The sequence below is a fragment of the Pseudoalteromonas sp. MEBiC 03485 genome, from assembly GCF_004195145.1.
Taxonomy (GTDB): Bacteria; Pseudomonadota; Gammaproteobacteria; order Enterobacterales; family Alteromonadaceae; genus Pseudoalteromonas; species Pseudoalteromonas apostichopi.
In genome coordinates this window covers 333,774-349,082 of the sequence record NZ_SGBT01000001.1, presented here as the reverse complement: position 1 = coordinate 349,082, position 15,309 = coordinate 333,774, and the positions used below count along the sequence as shown (strand labels likewise).

Below are 15,309 nucleotides of genomic sequence, written 5' to 3'. Positions count from 1 at the left end.
TGTTATGGAATTTTTGAGCGAAACCTTCTCTGGCTTTACTGCCATGTCGCATTGGGAATATATTGCCGTTGCATTGTCGATGGCGTACTTACTTTTAGCGATTAAAGAAAGCTTATGGTGTTGGCCAGCCGCGTTTGTTAGCACCTTTATTTATACCGTAATGTACTGGAATGGCGCACTGTTAATGGAGTCGCTACTGAATTTTTATTATATGTATATGGCAGTGTATGGTTGGGTGGTTTGGCGTCGGGGTATAAACAATAAAGATCAACTGCCCATTATTTCATGGTCGTTAAAGCGTCATGCAGTGATTTTGTTTGCAACCTCTGTGGCCTCAGTTGCTATTGGTTTCGTGATGACCAATTACACTCACGCTGATTTTGCCTATTTAGATAGCTTTACTACGTGCTTTGCGGTGGTGACGACTTATCTTGTTGCTAAGAAGGTACTGGAAAACTGGTTGTACTGGATTGTAATTGATGCAGCGTCCATGTATTTATACTTTGAAAAAGGGTATTACCCAACCTTAGTACTTTTCGTGTTTTACACCATTATGGCCGCGTGGGGCTTTAAAACATGGTATGAAGAGTACGAGCAGCATCAGGCTAAACCGCTTGCACAGTTATAGATGAAAACTGAGCAACAAATTCACGCGCTTTTTACGCGCTTCAACTCAAATTTAGTTATTACCTCAATCAGTCCGCTGGTTGAGGGGCTAAGCAATGACAACTACTTGGTAAAAACATCAAATCAAGCTTTCTTGGTTAAGCATTATCGAGACCACTGGCCGGCGATTGGTCTTGCTGCGCAAGCCCATTTTGCAAAGCAAAGTTGCTGCCCAGCACCACTTTGGTTAGAACAAGCAACCGATACTGTTATTTTCGAATACGTGGCAGGGAACATTGCCAGCGGTGAATTTTGTAATAGCTTACTACCCGATTTAGTTAATTTACATCGTTACCCTGTGCTTACCGAGCCGATGGATATTGCGTACGAAATTAACTACTACCAGCAAACACCCCGGTACCAGCAACATGCTGAGTTAATTAGGCAGTCACTGGCTTATATTGATGGTGCACCTAAAGACATGGGCTTTTGTCATAATGATTTAGTGAAAGAAAATATCATTGTGAATGAATCGGGTATGTTTTTAATCGACTTTGAATATGCCAAAAGTAACGATGTTTATTTTGATTTGGCTGCGCTGGTGGTGAGCTTTACGTTAAATGATGAGCAGCAACTAGCGTTGCTTAAACGCTATCAAGCGTTAGTGTGCGACCATCACGCGTTTAACTTATCAGTTGAAAAGCTGGCAGCGTTTCATGCGCTGTTTTTACTTTTATGTATTTGTTGGTATGAACAACGTGGAGCGGTGGATAAAGTGGCGCCACTGCTTACACAGCTTAACCACTTCATAGAAAAAGTTAAAAATTAAAGACCGCCAATTCGCTCGGCAAGTTCTTTATATTTTTTTACGTCTTCTGGATCAAACAAAGGTTCACCTTTGTCATCTTGTGATTTCGAGATCAGTAAATGTTCGCGAGCAAGACGTTTTACGCGTTCGACTTTTACACCTAAAAACTCCGCGACTTGCTCTGTAGACATTAAACTCATGATCAAATTCCCCTTACATGGCTATACAGCCACCTTGTTATTAATTTTATTAAGTATACGTTAATACCTTGGTTCTGCACGAAAGTGAAGTGTTTTAATGCAAATTGCTGAATTTATGTGCATATAAAGGTCTCGATGCTAGCATTTAGGGCAAGATGCCATTATCATTGCCGGGTTGTCATGCTGATATCGCGAGTTAGCATTGGCGACGACAAATGTGCTCTCGTGGTGAAATGGATATCACGTGGCCCTCCGGAGGCTAAGTTGCAGGTTCGATCCCTGCCGAGAGCGCCATTTGCTCTTCACTTTAATATCTTCTAAGCTCGATTTATTCCTTAAGCAATCTCAAAAAGCCAATGACTTATCAACCCATCGCCTGTGGTGAATACGATAAATACGAATTATGGTGCATGCATAAGTCCCTATTACGAATTTCCTTAGTATCTGGTGAACCGTTAGAGGGAAAGGCTGAGAATCTTAAAATAATTAACCCAGAGGGCGAGCACTTAATTTTGAGCACAAAAAAAGGCGAACATGCCGTTCGCCTTGATTTAATTAAAAAGGTTGTCGAGCTATAGCCATTTCTTATTTTTAAAGTAAATGCCAATCCCTACGGTAAGCACCACCAAGAAAATAATAAACAAACTAAATGCATAAGGGCTTTCAGTGCCCGGAATACCACCTACGTTTACACCCAGTAAACCTGTTAAGAAGCCGAGTGGTAAAAATAGTGCTGCAACCACCGACATTACATACATACGTTGATTTAGTTGCTCAGACACTTGGCTTGTAATTGCTTGTTGAATAATTTGCGCACGTTCAATTGAGCTATCTAGCTCTTCTAAGTAACGGATCAACATATTGGTTGTTTCGTTTAAGCGTGCCTTATCGTCTTCATCTAACCACTTATACTTATTGTTTAATAAAGTGATAAGAGCTTCTTTTTGTGGTCTTAAATAACGTTTTAACGCGATTGTCTGGCGGCGTATTTGTGCTAATGATTGATGATCAAAGCCTTTATTAGGTTCGTCAATTTCATCTTCAAAGCCATCGAGTGTGTCATCTAAACTGTCAATAACAGCTTGCATACGCGACGTTAGGTTTTGCGCCAATTGGCAAACTAATTCAGAGATTGAACATGGGCCATTGCTGCCATCGAACGACTCAACAACATCTTGCACCGATAATAAGCGGCGCTTACGCGTTGTGATCACGATGTTTTCGTTAATGAATAAGCGTAACGAGACCATGTCTTCTGGGCTTTGCGCAGGGTTTAAGTTAACCCCACGCAAAAATAGCATATTACCATGAGTGACTTTGCTTAAACGTGGACGTGTCTCATCAGCAATCAGGGACTCAAGCTCGAAATCTGTTAATAAGTTACTCTGCTCAAGCCATTCAACGGCCTCAGCTTGGCTATAGTCCATGTGCACCCAAAGTTTTCCGTGTTCAGGTTGCCAATTTTGCAGCTCAGTACTATTTTCAATAGCACGTGCACCGCCTTGTTCGTCTAAAATTAAGACATGAAGTAACCCATTGATCATATTGAACTCTCGTTTTACAAATAGTGCGATATAGTTGATGATAGTTTAGCCTACGTCAATTAAATCGACTTATCGAGTGGATAAATATATTTCGTTGGTGTTTCTAGCTCCGTAGCGTATAAGACACTTTTTTAAAGAGGGCACATTAATGAGCGCAAAAATTATTGTTGGCTGGCGAGAATGGCTTGGTCTGCCTGAACTGGGAATCGAAAAAATCAAAGCAAAAGTTGATACCGGAGCAAGAACCTCATGTATTCATGCTTTTGACATTGAGGAATTTTCAGAAAATGGCGAAGCATGGGTGAAATTTTCTACCCATCCTCTACAAGACGATGTAGAAACAACGGTAGAGTGTCGCGCCAAAGTAGTTGAGCGTAAGTATGTGACCAGTTCAAGCGGTCAGCGTGAGCTACGCTACTTTATTGAAACAAAATTAGTCGCAGGAACCCAAAGCTGGCCTGTAAGGGTGACTTTAAGTAACCGTTCAACAATGAAGTTTAGAATGTTGTTAGGGCGTACAGCAATGGAAAATCGCATAGTCGTTGATCCGGCTTTATCTCATTTATTATAGAAAAAGGACTTATCACACGTTGCTACGTGTATGAGTTTATCAGTTAAGGTTTTTAACTATGAAACTTGGTATTTTATCTCGCAACCAAAATTTATATTCAACACGTCGCTTAATTGAAGCTGCAGAGCAGCGCGGCCATGAAGTGAAAGTAATTGATGCACTTCGTTGTTATATGAACATCAATTCAGAGCAGCCAGAAATTCATTACCGTGGTGAAAATTTAAAAGATTTTGATGCTATCGTGCCGCGTATTGGTTCGTCAGTGACCTTTTATGGCTGTGCGGTATTACGTCAGTTTGAAATGATGGGTGTATTCCCTGTCAATGAATCAGTGGCGATCACTCGCTCACGCGATAAGTTACGTTCACTACAGCTACTTTCGCGTAAAGGTGTAGGTATGCCAGTGACAGGCTTTGCAAGTAAACCAGATGATGTAAAAGACTTACTAAGTATGGTTGGTGGCACGCCAGTGGTAATTAAGCTACTTGAAGGTACCCAAGGTATCGGTGTGGTATTAGCTGAAACACGCAAAGCTGCAGAAAGTGTAATTGAAGCGTTTATGGGCTTAAAAGCCAATATTATGGTGCAAGAGTACATCAAAGAAGCGGGCGGTGCTGACATTCGCTGCTTCGTATTAGGCGATAAAGTAATTGCGGCGATGAAGCGTCAAGCGCAAGAAGGTGAGTTCCGTTCTAACTTACACCGTGGTGGTAGTGCGACGTTAGTGCGTATTACTCCAGAAGAAAGAAAAACAGCGGTTGCAGCAGCAAAAGCGATGGGTTTAAACGTAGCGGGTGTTGATTTACTTCGCTCTGCACGTGGTCCGTTGGTCATGGAAGTAAACTCATCACCAGGTCTTGAAGGTATTGAAGTTGCAACCGGTAAAGACATTGCAGGCATGATTGTCGAGTTTATTGAAAAAACAGCGGCATCAAAAAGAACTGCAACTCGTGGTAAAGGTTAAGTAATATAGCGCTCTATTAAAAGGAAAAGTGCGTGGCTAAGGTTAAGAAAAATACACCGTTTTCAATTTTAGGCGATACGGTGGGGGTTGGCGAACGTAAAACATTTGCGATTGAAGCTGCCAAGCTTTATACCCACTCGCCGTTAAATATTCCGATAGAAGTTGTCAATGGTGTGCAGCAAGGTCCTGTATTAATGGTGTGTGCTGCAATTCACGGTGACGAGCTCAATGGTGTTGAGGTTGTTAGGCAGTTACTGGCAAAAATCGACCCAGAGCAATTGCGCGGTACTATAATTGCGGTACCGATTGTGAATGTGTTTGGCTTTATTCATAAGTCACGATACTTACCTGACCGCCGTGATATGAATCGCAGTTTTCCGGGCTCAACTCGAGGCTCGTTAGCTGGGCGAATGGCGAATGCATTTTTTACTCAAGTTGCAATGCATTGTACGCATATTATTGATTTACATACGGGCGCAATTCACCGAACTAACTTGCCGCAAATTCGCGCTAATTTGAGTGACCCTGCAACGGCTGCGATGGCAAAAGCTTTTGGCACGCCAGCGGTGATTGATGCGTCACTTCGTAATGGTTCATTACGCAGTGAAGCGGCCAATTTAGGAATACCCGTTATTACCTATGAAGCCGGCGAAGCGCTACGCTTTGACCCAATTGCAATTGCTGCAGGTGTGCAAGGTGTTGACTATGTGATGCGCCATTTAAAAATGGTGCGCGGCAAGCGAGCTAAAAAGCTACCGGAGCCAGTTATTGCAAGCTCGACAAGTTGGATACGTGCCGAAGTTGACGGTATTGTTCGTGCACAGGTATCACTGGGTGAGCGAGTAATGAAAGGGCAGGTACTTGCCTATATAAGCAGCCCACTTGGTGATGCTGAGCTTGAGTTACTGGCGCCACGCAGTGGTATCGTAATAGGTCAGCAAACCATGCCGCTTGTCAACGAGGGAGATGCCGTGTTCCACCTTGCTTACTTTGCTCATGCAAACAGCTTAGTTGAGCAACAACTCGAAAACTTTATTGATGAAATAAGCGATATTGAAGACGAGTTAAAAACGGCAGAGTTAAATAACTAGCCGTTTAATCAAAATATTAAAAAGCCGCAATCGCGGCTTTTTACTTTTTTGGACCTAAAATACGTTTTATGGTTGGCGCTTTAGTCGCTGTAGGTGGGTTTTTTAACACCATCACAGGGCGGGTGACAAAGATGTTGTTTGGGTAAATCACTTTGTGACCATCAACATGCTCAAGCACTACGTTCATCAAGCCCATTTCGATAATGCGGCCTTCTAAGAAGTTTGCACCGTCAATCACTCTCACCCAAAAGCCAACGCGACAGTCGTTTTGAATAAACATGAGTAAGAAAGCTGTTAGGTTACTCAGCAACGACCAGGCAGCAAAAAGCGCGACACCCAGCATGGCAAAAATTGATGAACCTAGTACTAACAAGCCGCGCAGTTCTATACCCCAAAAAACCAAGACTAAACACAGCATGACAATAGCAAGAATGATATTGAGCAACAGCTCGGCACGGTATTCTCGATGCGGATCAGCTTTGCCTTTAATTGCTTTTAAAAGCAGTTTTTTAGTGGTTTTACGCAGTAGCGGGTAGAGCAAGATCGCAATGATAGTTACGATTAAGTGGTATTGCTCATTAAAGAATTCGACGAAGTCCAAAAGTGATCCTAAGTTAAATATTTTTCATATCGATTCTAGCTTTTTAGCTTAACAATAACACTACCTTAAAAGGTATTTTTAACTGTTACTAGCCATTGCACTGAGTCAATATCGTCATCTTGTTTATTAATTGGTGCGGCAATATCTAGGTGAATAACAGTACCGGCATTTGCTCTACTTGGTGCTAAGCGCAGACCTAAACCCACATTTTGTAGCACGCCTCCATTCGTGCCATTATCTTTGTCGTTATACCAAGCTCTACCAATATCATAGAACGCGGCACCACCAACTTTGAACAATTGTAATAAGTCATACTCCCAGTAGTAGCGCTTCTCTAAAGTCACTAAAAAGCTACGGTCGCCTACTTGGTAGTCTAGCGGGTAACCACGTAAGCCGTTCTCACCACCAATAGTAAGCTGTTTATCAGCAGTGAGGTTTTCAGCATATTGTAAGCGTACTTTGGCGTACCAGCTTTGTCTAAGTGTGGTATTTAGGTAGTACTGTAGTTGCGTGCTGGCAAACAGGTTTTCGACATCATCGATTTCTTCATTCCAGTAGCCATCAAGGTCTGCCTTAAAACGCCATAACTGGTTGTCTCCAGAGTAATGCGCTTTTGATAACGATAACGAATAAATAGTGCGGCTGGCATCGTCGCTAAAATCTTTACTTGAATAACCTAATAAAGCATGAATATTCCAACCGAGGTTTAAATCTTCTGTACGGTAGATGCTATCGAAGTTTCTCACCTTAACGTAATGATCTTCAAACCATTGGCCACTAATGTAGGGGTAACTCAGGGTACGGTCTTCAGCAATTGGGAAGCGCGTGAATGGCGTTTCTTTAAAGGTTTCTTCGCGGTTTTCGATGCCAAGCTTAATACGTTGAGTCCAGCTATTACCAAGTTGTGATGAGTGACCAAAGTAAGCGCGGTTTAGTACCGTTTTTTGTTCAAACTCATTGACCACATCACCTCGGTAATAAAGTGACTCTCGACGTTGATCTGAGTAACTTGTAACACCGTAACTGTATGGCGTATCTATTGAGAAAAACGGGTAGCTTACATCGAGGTAATGACGCTTACCGTCGTCATTATCTGAGTATTCAAAACGGCCTTGATACCGGCTCGAGAAAATATGCGGATCGTCATAAACAAATAGGTAACCTGTTCGGTCTGCATCACGGGTGCGACTAAACGAGACCCGCTTACCCCAGCCCAAAAAGTTAGATTCACGAAACCCAATACTCGACTCATTTTCTCCGCCACTGCGGCTAAAGCTTATTTCTGGTAATAAGGTCCACAGATCGCGAGTAATTACTTTTACATGTACGTTGCCATCACAATCAAGCTTTGCGTTGATACGTGCATCATATAGATAACCTTGTTTACGCAGCAATCGCTCAGACTCTAGCAATTTACGTGGGTTATACACATCACCTTCTTCGAACAATAAAACGCTGTGTATTACATTAGGTTCCGTAGTCATGTGAGCCCGATTGGCAAAGCGGAATAAAAAGTTATTTTCTTCTTCAAGCTCAGTGTTAAAGACGTTTAGTTGTTCAAGTTCAATGGAGACTATTTTACGGTTATTAGCAGCATCGGGGAGTGGGTTGTCGGCATCGAGCTGGCGGCGTAAGTTATTATCTTGTGATTTAAGTGTGCGTTGGTTTTGACAATAATTACTATCGTCAGTAAATAACTGCTCTGCATGAACATTTGCTGCTATGCAGATTGGTAATAGTGTTATTAACCTAGCAACAAAGTACGACTTCTTAAATCCCATTTACACCCTTAGTTGAGTATGTCCTATGCAACTACTACATACTAAGCGAGGTAAAAAGTCTAGCTTATTATTGTAATTGCGCGACTAAATACTGATGAAGTTGTGGTAAAGCTGCACTGGCTTCTATGCCCTCAGCATTAATCCAAATACTTTCACTGTAATGTTCAAAGTTTAGATTAAAACTATGATCTGTAAAGTGAAAGCGTAATTGATGACGATCAGCGCCAGCATCAAAATCAGCGGTTGTTATTGCGGGAGCGTGTAAGAAAAGCGTAGCCCAAAGTTCAAAGTCTTCGTCGTGTGGCAGCTCATTCGACGTTACGAGAATAATTTCATGCTCGGCATCATACGTTAGTTCAGTCATAGCAGTCCTAATTAGCGGCAAGATAGTCGCGAATGGTATTTAAAAATGGTGCGCCGTACTTATTTAGTTTAGTAAAACCAACTCCCGATACCTTTAAAAACTCACTGTCGTTGGTTGGCATTAACTGCGCCATTTCTGCAAGGGTTTTATCATTGAATACCACATAAGGTGGCACATCATCGGCATCTGCCAACTCTTTACGTAAGGCGCGTAATTTAGCAAACAGCTTTTTGTCGTAATTAAACTGGGCGAGTTTATCTTGGTATACATGTTTCGCCTGTAATCGAGGTTCAGCAAGTTGCAGTGCATATTCACTTTTAAGAACCGCACGGGCGGCTTCTGTTAAGCGTAATGAAGAGCCTTGGGTAATGTCTTGGCTTAATAACCCTTGATGGATGAGTTGCCTTAAAATACTGAGCCAAAATTCCACACTGTGCTCTTTTCCTATGCCATAAGTACTAAGCTGGTGGTGATTGTTATCACGAATGCGGCTAGTGTTTGCGCCGCGCAGCAGCTCAACGATATAACCAATCCCAAACCGTTGCTCAGCACGATACACACACGACAAAGCTTGTTGTGCGACAAGTGTGCCATCAAAGCTAGTGGGTGGGTTTAAGCAAATGTCACAGTTGCCACAGGTTTCGCGCTTATATTCACTAAAATAATTGAGCAAAATTTGTCTACGGCATGTTTGCGCTTCCGCAAAGCTGGCCATAGCATTAAAGCGCTGCTCTTCAACACGACGACGTTGTTCGTCTTCGATATCTTCAAAAAAGCGGCGTACGCGGCCTATGTCTGCCGGGTCAAAATACATAATGGCTTCTGCAGCCAAACCATCACGACCAGCACGACCGGTTTCTTGGTAATAAGCTTCGATACTTTTTGGAATATCGTAATGCACCACAAAACGTACGTTAGGTTTATTAATTCCCATGCCAAAGGCAACAGTTGCAACCACAATTTGAATATCGTCACGGGCAAAGCCTGATTGCACAAATTGGCGTTGCTCGTTACTCATACCTGCATGGTAGGCTGCGGCATTAAATCCTGCATCAGCAAGTTTTTCGGCTACATCATCAACCCGTTTACGGCTGGTGCAATAAATAATACCACTTTGATTTTGCTGTTCTTTTAAATAACGAAGTAGTTGCACCATAGGTTTGAATTTTTCTTCTATGGTGTAACGAATATTAGGTCTATCGAAGCTACCAGTATGCACGTAAGGGTGGTTAAGCTGAAGTTGTTCAATAATATCGTAACGAGTTGCTTTATCTGCCGTTGCTGTAAGTGCCATCATAGGCACATGTGTAAAGCGTTGCTTTAATTCGTTGAGTCTACAGTAATGCGGTCTAAAGTCATGACCCCAATGCGACACACAGTGAGCTTCATCAATCGCAAAGAGTGCGAGTTTTAAATGACTTAAACGCTCTAAAAATTCGTGTTGCAGTACTTTTTCAGGTGCTACATACAACAGCTTAATTTGCCCGTAGTGCAATTGTTGATAGACAGCTTGTTGCTCTTCAAAAGGCAGGCTGTTATTGATGTATGCCGCTTGTACGCCAAGTGCTCTTAGTTGGGCTACTTGGTCTTGCATCAAGGAAATAAGCGGCGAGATAACCACAGTCACACCATCGAGGATCAAAGCAGGCACTTGATAGCATAATGATTTGCCCCCACCCGTTGGTAGGAGTACAAGCGAGTCTTGTCCGTCTAGCGCAGCGGCTATAATCGCTTCTTGGCCATCACGAAAATCCTTGTAACCAAACACTTGTTTGAGTACGGCTTGTGGTGATCGAACGGGTGTGTTGGACGTTGCGGTATTGGTATTCATCGCCGAGCATTTTAGTGGTTTTTTATTGCGATGTCTTTAGCAATATACCCAAACGACCTTAAAATGCAGAATTCAGCGTTTCACAGGTGCTTAATATCAAGGTGTTACTTTGCAACAATGGCAGTCCCTTTTAATAAGTAAATACATGGGTTTATTTAGCGCGTTTTGGTTGCGTCACTGCTGAGGGGGCGTAAAATGGCGTTTTTAAACTATAAAGCCAAACTTATGCCTACCAACATTGAGCAGCGAAAAGGCGTTATTTTCGCTTGTTTAGCCTTTTTTATGTGGGGTCTTGCGCCCATTTACTTTAAGTTTCTACAGCAGATTTCTGCTTTTGAAATCTTAATGCACCGTGTTATTTGGTCGGTGTTGTTTTTACTTCTTATCATTGCTGCTCGTCATCAATGGCAGCGTATTCGTGTGGTTCTTGGACAGCCTAAATTACTGTTGATGTTGGTGATAACAGCAAGCTTACTAGGCTTTAACTGGGGCTTATTTATTTGGGCAGTGAACAATAATCATATGCTTGATGCCAGTTTAGGTTATTACATAAATCCATTACTCAATGTGTTATTGGGTATGTTGTTTTTAGGTGAGCGGCTGCGTAAATGGCAAGGTGTTGCGGTTGGTCTAGCGCTTTGTGGTGTGTTACTTCAGCTGGTGAGCTTTGGTTCATTCCCTGTAGTTGCTTTCTCGCTGGCTAGCTCGTTTGCTATTTATGGTCTATTACGTAAAAAGTTACCAATCGAGTCATTACCAGGATTATTGCTCGAAGCACTTATTTTATTACCTGTTGCACTTATTTATTGGTGGTTGATGGCGCCATCAGCAAGCTCTGATTTAACTGCAAATGATTGGCACATTAACTTATTACTCATTAGTGCCGGTGTGGTGACAACTTTACCACTGTTATGTTTTACCGGTGCCGCAAAGCGCCTGCAATACAGTACGCTTGGCTTCTTTCAGTACATAGGCCCAAGTTTAATGTTTATGCTTGCCGTGGCGTTTTACGGTGAAGTATTTGATGCTGAGCGTGTGGTGACTTTTGCGTGTATTTGGAGTGCTTTAGCATTATTCAGCTGGGATTCGTATCGTCAAAGTCGAAAGCAACGCAAAGCGCAGCTAGAGGCAGTGACTAAGCCTGTATAGGCTTAGCTTACTAGTTTGTTGCGGCCAGAGTCTTTTGCTTGATAAAGCTTTAAATCGGCCTGTTTTATTAGTTCATCCAAACTATAAATAGGCCCATTATGAAAACCAATCGACAGCGTAAACTTGATGTGGTCTTTGCTAAATTCAGAGCTGTGTTTTTCGACAAACAAACGGAATTTTTCTAAACGCTGTAACGATTCTTGTGGATCTTGATCCGCAAAGTACACCGCAAATTCTTCACCACCGAAGCGGCCTACTAAATTATCTCCAAAATACTTCGCCATACATTGTGATAAACCTTTAAGCACTTCATCACCTGCATCATGACCATAGTTATCGTTAATTGATTTAAAGTGGTCAATATCAATCATGGCTAAAGAGACTGAGGTATCTGACATTTTTGCAGCTTTTAGGTGATTGTTTGCTTCACCGAAGAAATAGCGGCGATTAGGGAGTTTAGTGAGGTAATCAGTGTTTGCCTGCAAACGAATTGTTTTAATGTTTTCAAGCATGTCGACGTTTTGGCTTAGCCGACAATAAAACTCTTCATTGTTGAATGGCTTGCGAAGGTAATCGTCTGCGCCAGATTTCAAAAAGCGCGTTGATAAATGCAGAGTATCGAGTGCAGAAATGCCGATTATGGCTTTTTCATCGTTAGAATATAAACGGCGAATTTCAACACAGAGCTCATCCCCATTCATATTCGGCATTTCGTTATCGGTAATGATCACCGATATTTTTGGGTTTTCAGCCAGTACTTTTAAAGCATCAACACCATCAACCGCTTCAATGGTTTGGTATTTATGACGGGTTAATAAATTACAAATATGGTGGCGTGTTGCCGCTGAATCGTCGACTACTAATACTAATATTTGCTCATTACGAGGTAATCGAGCAAGTTGTTTTTCTAAGTATTGATAGGCTTGTTTATTTTCTTTGGTAATGTAATCAATGATGGGGTGTTTTTCAACAATATTACGCGTTGTTTCGTCAAGATTGCCGGTCATTACAATGGTAGGAATGTCGGCTTCGATGGTGCAAGGAACTGCTTCTCCGGTTGGTGCGTCAGGCAGAATAAAATCTACTACGGCACAAAAGTAATTGTGCTTGCTAATAAGCTCTTTTGCCTCAGCTAAGCTACCGGCTATGTCGGCTTCATAGCCAACCTTTTGTGCAATGTGCTTTTGCACTCGCGCAATGGTTGGCGTATCTTCAATTATTAATATTCTTCGAGTCACAACTTGCCTTGAAATAACTTACTGGCGAAACAAAAGTTATTACAAGTTTTAACCCTAAAAGGGTAAAAAAGCAAATTGTTATAGGCTATCTGACTCAGAATAATATTCAACACTTTGTGTTGTTGGGCTCGCAATACGAGAGCGCCCAAATAAGGTATGAAACTTAGTTTTGCAGGTTGTTTGCTTAAGGTATTTGATCCAAGCGCGCTCAATTGGATTGGTCGCTTCAAGGTTACCGGTAACAACTTGTACAAATTGAGTTTGAAATTCATTTTGTGGTTCTAGGGTTTTGTTGTATAAACCCTTTAGAACAACACCATGCTGCTCGAGAATGTCGGCTTCTAGCAAAGTGAAGTGACCACTACGACCAAAACCGCGTGGGAAATTTTGATCATCATAGAATTGACGTTGGCTTGCAAATGCTTGACGAAGTGATGAAATGTCATTGCTCATGGCTTTATCCTCATGCCCTAATTTCTTGCTGGAGTATGGATCAAGTTGTCGATTTTATTAAACAAATTATTTTTATCGTAAGGGTAAAAAATGGATATCGATTTATTGAAGACTTTTGTTGAAGTGGTACGTACTCGCCATTTCGGTAAAGCAGCTGAAAATTTATATATTACACAGTCTGCGGTAAGTTTTCGGATCCGACAATTAGAGCAAGGTTTAGGCGTTAACTTATTTATTCGTCAACGAAACAACATTCAGTTAACGGCACCTGGTGAGCGATTACTGCCACACGCACAAATGATCATAACGGGGATGCAACGAGCAAAAGTTGATGTGGCGCTTGCTGATAATATGCATAAGCAAATTAGTTTAGCGGGCACACCTAATATATGGGATGCTTTTTTGCAGTTTGGTATTACAAACATTGTTTCTGCTATGCCGGGTGTATCGCTAGTCGCTGAAGTAAAAGCACAGCAAGAGAGTACTCGCTTATTGCTTGAACGTACATTAGATCTAGCGGTATTATTTGATCCCCCTAAAGTTGATGAGCTGGTTGTTCAACGAATTTGTGAACTCCCTATTATTCCTGTGAGCGCTTTTGAAACCGCAAACAGCGAAAACTTTTTCGATAATCAATATGTTTATGTTGATTGGGGAACAACCTTTTCGTTATGGCATGCCCGAGAGTTTAATGGCCATGCTCCCCCTTATTTCAGAACCAGCACCGGGCGTATTGCACTCGATTTAATATTAAAATGCGGCGGCAGTGCCTTCATTCCACAATTATTAGTCGAAGAGCAGCTTAAATCTGGTGAGCTTTATCATGTTGAAGATGTTGCACATACCTCGCGAGATGTATTTGTTGCTTACCACAGAGATAATGAACAAACCCCTCTATTAGAGAAATTAGTGACATTATTAACTGAGCTGCAAATAAAGGCTTAAAATTAATTTAACTTAGCTTTTATAAAAATTTAATGCCGCAACAGTAGGTTACGTTTTTATTTCAGAAATAATTATATTTTATGAAGGTAAATTGACGTTTTTGTTTCAATTGTCATCTTTTTGTCATTTTTTGCTGTCACACTGCGCGCATTGAAACACAATATGTGTTTTTTGTTGCGATTATTGAGGAAACGACATGAAATTTGCAAAGTCTAGCTTATTCCTAGCTTTATTTGGTGGTTTATCTTTTTCTGCATTAGCTGATGTAGATGTATATGGTAAAGCAAACGTGACTGTTCAATCATCAGATGATGGCGAAGGGTCTTTCACTGAAATTAAAAGCAATAACTCACGTTTTGGCTTAAAAGGTTCAGAAAAAATTTCTGAAGGCCTAGAAGCTGTTTATAAATTTGAGTTTGGTGTAGACGTATCTGACGCTGATTCAAAAGGCGACAATGACGATAACATTACTGCGCGTAACCAATATGTGGGTGTGAAAGGTAGCTTTGGTCAAGTTGTTATCGGCCGTAACGATACAGCAATGAAGCAATCTCAAGGTAAAGTTGATTTATTCAATGACCTTGAAGGAGATATCAAGAACGCATTTAAAGGTGAAAACCGTTTAGGCGACACAATTTCTTATGCTTCTAAAGACTTTAATGGTTTCAAAGTATTAGCAACTTATGTAGCTGAAGATAATGTAGATGCTGATAACGGTTACTCAGTAGCGTTAACTTACGGCGATGCAAAACTTAAAGAAAGCAAACTTTATGCATCAGTTGCAGCTGACAGCGAAGTAAAAGGCTACGACATTGTTCGTGCAACAGTACAAGGTAAACTAGGCGACTTCAAACTAGGTGCTATGTACCAAACACAAGAAAAAGTGGATGGTAGTGCAGAAGCTGATGGTTACTTAGTAAATGCTGCTTACCAAATGAATAGCAACACTTTCAAAGTACAGTACCAAGTAATTGACTTTGATGAAGGCGATAAGAAAACAGCTATTTCTGCAGGTGTTGATCACAAGCTAAGCAAAAATACTAAAGTATTTGGTTTCTACTCGACGTTTGATACAGACAATCAAGTTGACCAAGATTACTTAGGTGTTGGTATTGAATATAAGTTCTAACCCAACACTGGGATAACTCTCTAACTTGTCAGCC

The 15,309-nt window shown here is 41.4% G+C and carries 16 protein-coding genes and 1 tRNA gene; 9 read left to right on the top strand and 8 right to left on the bottom strand.

What is annotated here, in order from left to right:
- Nucleotides 1-4: 4 nt before the first annotated feature.
- Nucleotides 5-628: a nicotinamide riboside transporter PnuC gene (pnuC, locus tag EVU92_RS01600; protein WP_130049744.1), complete on the top strand. Its 624-nt coding sequence runs from the start codon at nucleotides 5-7 to the stop codon at nucleotides 626-628.
- Nucleotides 629-1,435, top strand: a complete 807-nt coding sequence (locus EVU92_RS01595) for a phosphotransferase (RefSeq protein WP_130049743.1) — start codon at nucleotides 629-631, stop codon at nucleotides 1,433-1,435. It begins immediately after the preceding gene.
- Here the strand turns inward: EVU92_RS01595 and EVU92_RS01590 are convergent.
- Nucleotides 1,432-1,614, bottom strand: coding sequence for a helix-turn-helix domain-containing protein (locus EVU92_RS01590; RefSeq protein ID WP_054563404.1), 183 nt, complete (start codon nucleotides 1,612-1,614; stop codon nucleotides 1,432-1,434). The genes EVU92_RS01595 and EVU92_RS01590 overlap by 4 nt on opposite strands.
- 219 nt (nucleotides 1,615-1,833) lie before the next feature.
- Here EVU92_RS01590 and EVU92_RS01585 point away from each other — a divergent pair.
- A tRNA-Arg gene (locus EVU92_RS01585) sits at nucleotides 1,834-1,908 on the top strand.
- Between the two features lie 278 nt (nucleotides 1,909-2,186).
- Here the strand turns inward: EVU92_RS01585 and zntB are convergent.
- Nucleotides 2,187-3,158 (bottom strand): zinc transporter ZntB, encoded by a 972-nt coding sequence (gene zntB, locus EVU92_RS01575; RefSeq protein ID WP_130049741.1) that lies wholly within the window; start codon nucleotides 3,156-3,158, stop codon nucleotides 2,187-2,189.
- A gap of 148 nt (nucleotides 3,159-3,306) precedes the next feature.
- Here zntB and EVU92_RS01570 point away from each other — a divergent pair, with 148 nt between their 5' ends.
- The 3 genes from EVU92_RS01570 to EVU92_RS01560 are packed head-to-tail and all read left to right on the top strand — an operon-like array spanning nucleotide 3,307 to nucleotide 5,784.
- A complete protein-coding gene (locus EVU92_RS01570) occupies nucleotides 3,307-3,729 on the top strand; it encodes an ATP-dependent zinc protease (protein ID WP_130049740.1) in 423 nt (140 codons plus the stop codon).
- Nucleotides 3,730-3,787: 58 nt separating this feature from the next.
- Complete coding sequence (gene rimK, locus EVU92_RS01565) at nucleotides 3,788-4,693, top strand: 30S ribosomal protein S6--L-glutamate ligase (protein WP_062567363.1); 906 nt, start codon at nucleotides 3,788-3,790, stop codon at nucleotides 4,691-4,693.
- Between the two features lie 32 nt (nucleotides 4,694-4,725).
- The gene (locus tag EVU92_RS01560) at nucleotides 4,726-5,784 is read left to right on the top strand and encodes a succinylglutamate desuccinylase/aspartoacylase family protein (RefSeq protein WP_130049739.1); all 1,059 of its coding nucleotides are present in this window, start codon (nucleotides 4,726-4,728) and stop codon (nucleotides 5,782-5,784) included.
- A gap of 40 nt (nucleotides 5,785-5,824) precedes the next feature.
- On the opposite strand, the gene EVU92_RS01555 is transcribed toward EVU92_RS01560, so the two are convergent.
- From EVU92_RS01555 to recQ, 4 genes are all read right to left on the bottom strand, one after another.
- Nucleotides 5,825-6,385, bottom strand: coding sequence for a mechanosensitive ion channel domain-containing protein (locus tag EVU92_RS01555; protein ID WP_105174932.1), 561 nt, complete (start codon nucleotides 6,383-6,385; stop codon nucleotides 5,825-5,827).
- Nucleotides 6,386-6,450: 65 nt separating this feature from the next.
- Nucleotides 6,451-8,166: a BamA/TamA family outer membrane protein gene (locus tag EVU92_RS01550; RefSeq protein WP_130049738.1), complete on the bottom strand. Its 1,716-nt coding sequence runs from the start codon at nucleotides 8,164-8,166 to the stop codon at nucleotides 6,451-6,453.
- Between the two features lie 67 nt (nucleotides 8,167-8,233).
- Nucleotides 8,234-8,530, bottom strand: a complete 297-nt coding sequence (locus EVU92_RS01545) for a DUF3630 family protein (protein WP_130049737.1) — start codon at nucleotides 8,528-8,530, stop codon at nucleotides 8,234-8,236.
- Nucleotides 8,531-8,537: 7 nt separating this feature from the next.
- Nucleotides 8,538-10,361, bottom strand: coding sequence for a DNA helicase RecQ (gene recQ / locus EVU92_RS01540; protein WP_130049736.1), 1,824 nt, complete (start codon nucleotides 10,359-10,361; stop codon nucleotides 8,538-8,540).
- Between the two features lie 225 nt (nucleotides 10,362-10,586).
- Here recQ and rarD point away from each other — a divergent pair, with 225 nt between their 5' ends.
- Nucleotides 10,587-11,510, top strand: a complete 924-nt coding sequence (gene rarD / locus EVU92_RS01535) for an EamA family transporter RarD (protein ID WP_130052203.1) — start codon at nucleotides 10,587-10,589, stop codon at nucleotides 11,508-11,510.
- A gap of 2 nt (nucleotides 11,511-11,512) precedes the next feature.
- Here the strand turns inward: rarD and EVU92_RS01530 are convergent, their stop codons facing one another.
- Entirely contained in the window at nucleotides 11,513-12,748 is a 1,236-nt protein-coding gene (locus tag EVU92_RS01530; protein ID WP_130049735.1) for a diguanylate cyclase, read from the bottom strand.
- A 78-nt stretch (nucleotides 12,749-12,826) separates the two neighbouring features.
- Nucleotides 12,827-13,201 (bottom strand): DUF413 domain-containing protein, encoded by a 375-nt coding sequence (locus EVU92_RS01525; RefSeq protein WP_130049734.1) that lies wholly within the window; start codon nucleotides 13,199-13,201, stop codon nucleotides 12,827-12,829.
- A 90-nt stretch (nucleotides 13,202-13,291) separates the two neighbouring features.
- Here EVU92_RS01525 and EVU92_RS01520 point away from each other — a divergent pair, with 90 nt between their 5' ends.
- Together EVU92_RS01520 and EVU92_RS01515 are read left to right on the top strand one after the other, a co-directional pair.
- Nucleotides 13,292-14,146 (top strand): LysR family transcriptional regulator, encoded by an 855-nt coding sequence (locus EVU92_RS01520; protein WP_054554216.1) that lies wholly within the window; start codon nucleotides 13,292-13,294, stop codon nucleotides 14,144-14,146.
- Between the two features lie 196 nt (nucleotides 14,147-14,342).
- Nucleotides 14,343-15,275, top strand: a complete 933-nt coding sequence (locus EVU92_RS01515; protein ID WP_130049733.1) for a porin — start codon at nucleotides 14,343-14,345, stop codon at nucleotides 15,273-15,275.
- The last annotated feature ends 34 nt before the right edge of the window (nucleotides 15,276-15,309 follow it).

What these genes read in the sequence shown, in the direction of transcription:
- pnuC (WP_130049744.1), top strand. Translation starts at nt 5, where the DNA reads ATGGAATTTTTGAGCGAAACCTTCTCTGGCTTTACTGCCATGTCGCAT.
- EVU92_RS01595 (WP_130049743.1), top strand. Translation starts at nt 629, where the DNA reads ATGAAAACTGAGCAACAAATTCACGCGCTTTTTACGCGCTTCAACTCA.
- EVU92_RS01590 (WP_054563404.1), bottom strand. Translation starts at nt 1,614, where the DNA reads ATGAGTTTAATGTCTACAGAGCAAGTCGCGGAGTTTTTAGGTGTAAAA.
- zntB (WP_130049741.1), bottom strand. Translation starts at nt 3,158, where the DNA reads ATGATCAATGGGTTACTTCATGTCTTAATTTTAGACGAACAAGGCGGT.
- EVU92_RS01570 (WP_130049740.1), top strand. Translation starts at nt 3,307, where the DNA reads ATGAGCGCAAAAATTATTGTTGGCTGGCGAGAATGGCTTGGTCTGCCT.
- rimK (WP_062567363.1), top strand. Translation starts at nt 3,788, where the DNA reads ATGAAACTTGGTATTTTATCTCGCAACCAAAATTTATATTCAACACGT.
- EVU92_RS01550 (WP_130049738.1), bottom strand. Translation starts at nt 8,166, where the DNA reads ATGGGATTTAAGAAGTCGTACTTTGTTGCTAGGTTAATAACACTATTA.
- EVU92_RS01545 (WP_130049737.1), bottom strand. Translation starts at nt 8,530, where the DNA reads ATGACTGAACTAACGTATGATGCCGAGCATGAAATTATTCTCGTAACG.
- recQ (WP_130049736.1), bottom strand. Translation starts at nt 10,361, where the DNA reads ATGAATACCAATACCGCAACGTCCAACACACCCGTTCGATCACCACAA.
- rarD (WP_130052203.1), top strand. Translation starts at nt 10,587, where the DNA reads ATGCCTACCAACATTGAGCAGCGAAAAGGCGTTATTTTCGCTTGTTTA.
- EVU92_RS01525 (WP_130049734.1), bottom strand. Translation starts at nt 13,201, where the DNA reads ATGAGCAATGACATTTCATCACTTCGTCAAGCATTTGCAAGCCAACGT.
- EVU92_RS01520 (WP_054554216.1), top strand. Translation starts at nt 13,292, where the DNA reads ATGGATATCGATTTATTGAAGACTTTTGTTGAAGTGGTACGTACTCGC.
- EVU92_RS01515 (WP_130049733.1), top strand. Translation starts at nt 14,343, where the DNA reads ATGAAATTTGCAAAGTCTAGCTTATTCCTAGCTTTATTTGGTGGTTTA.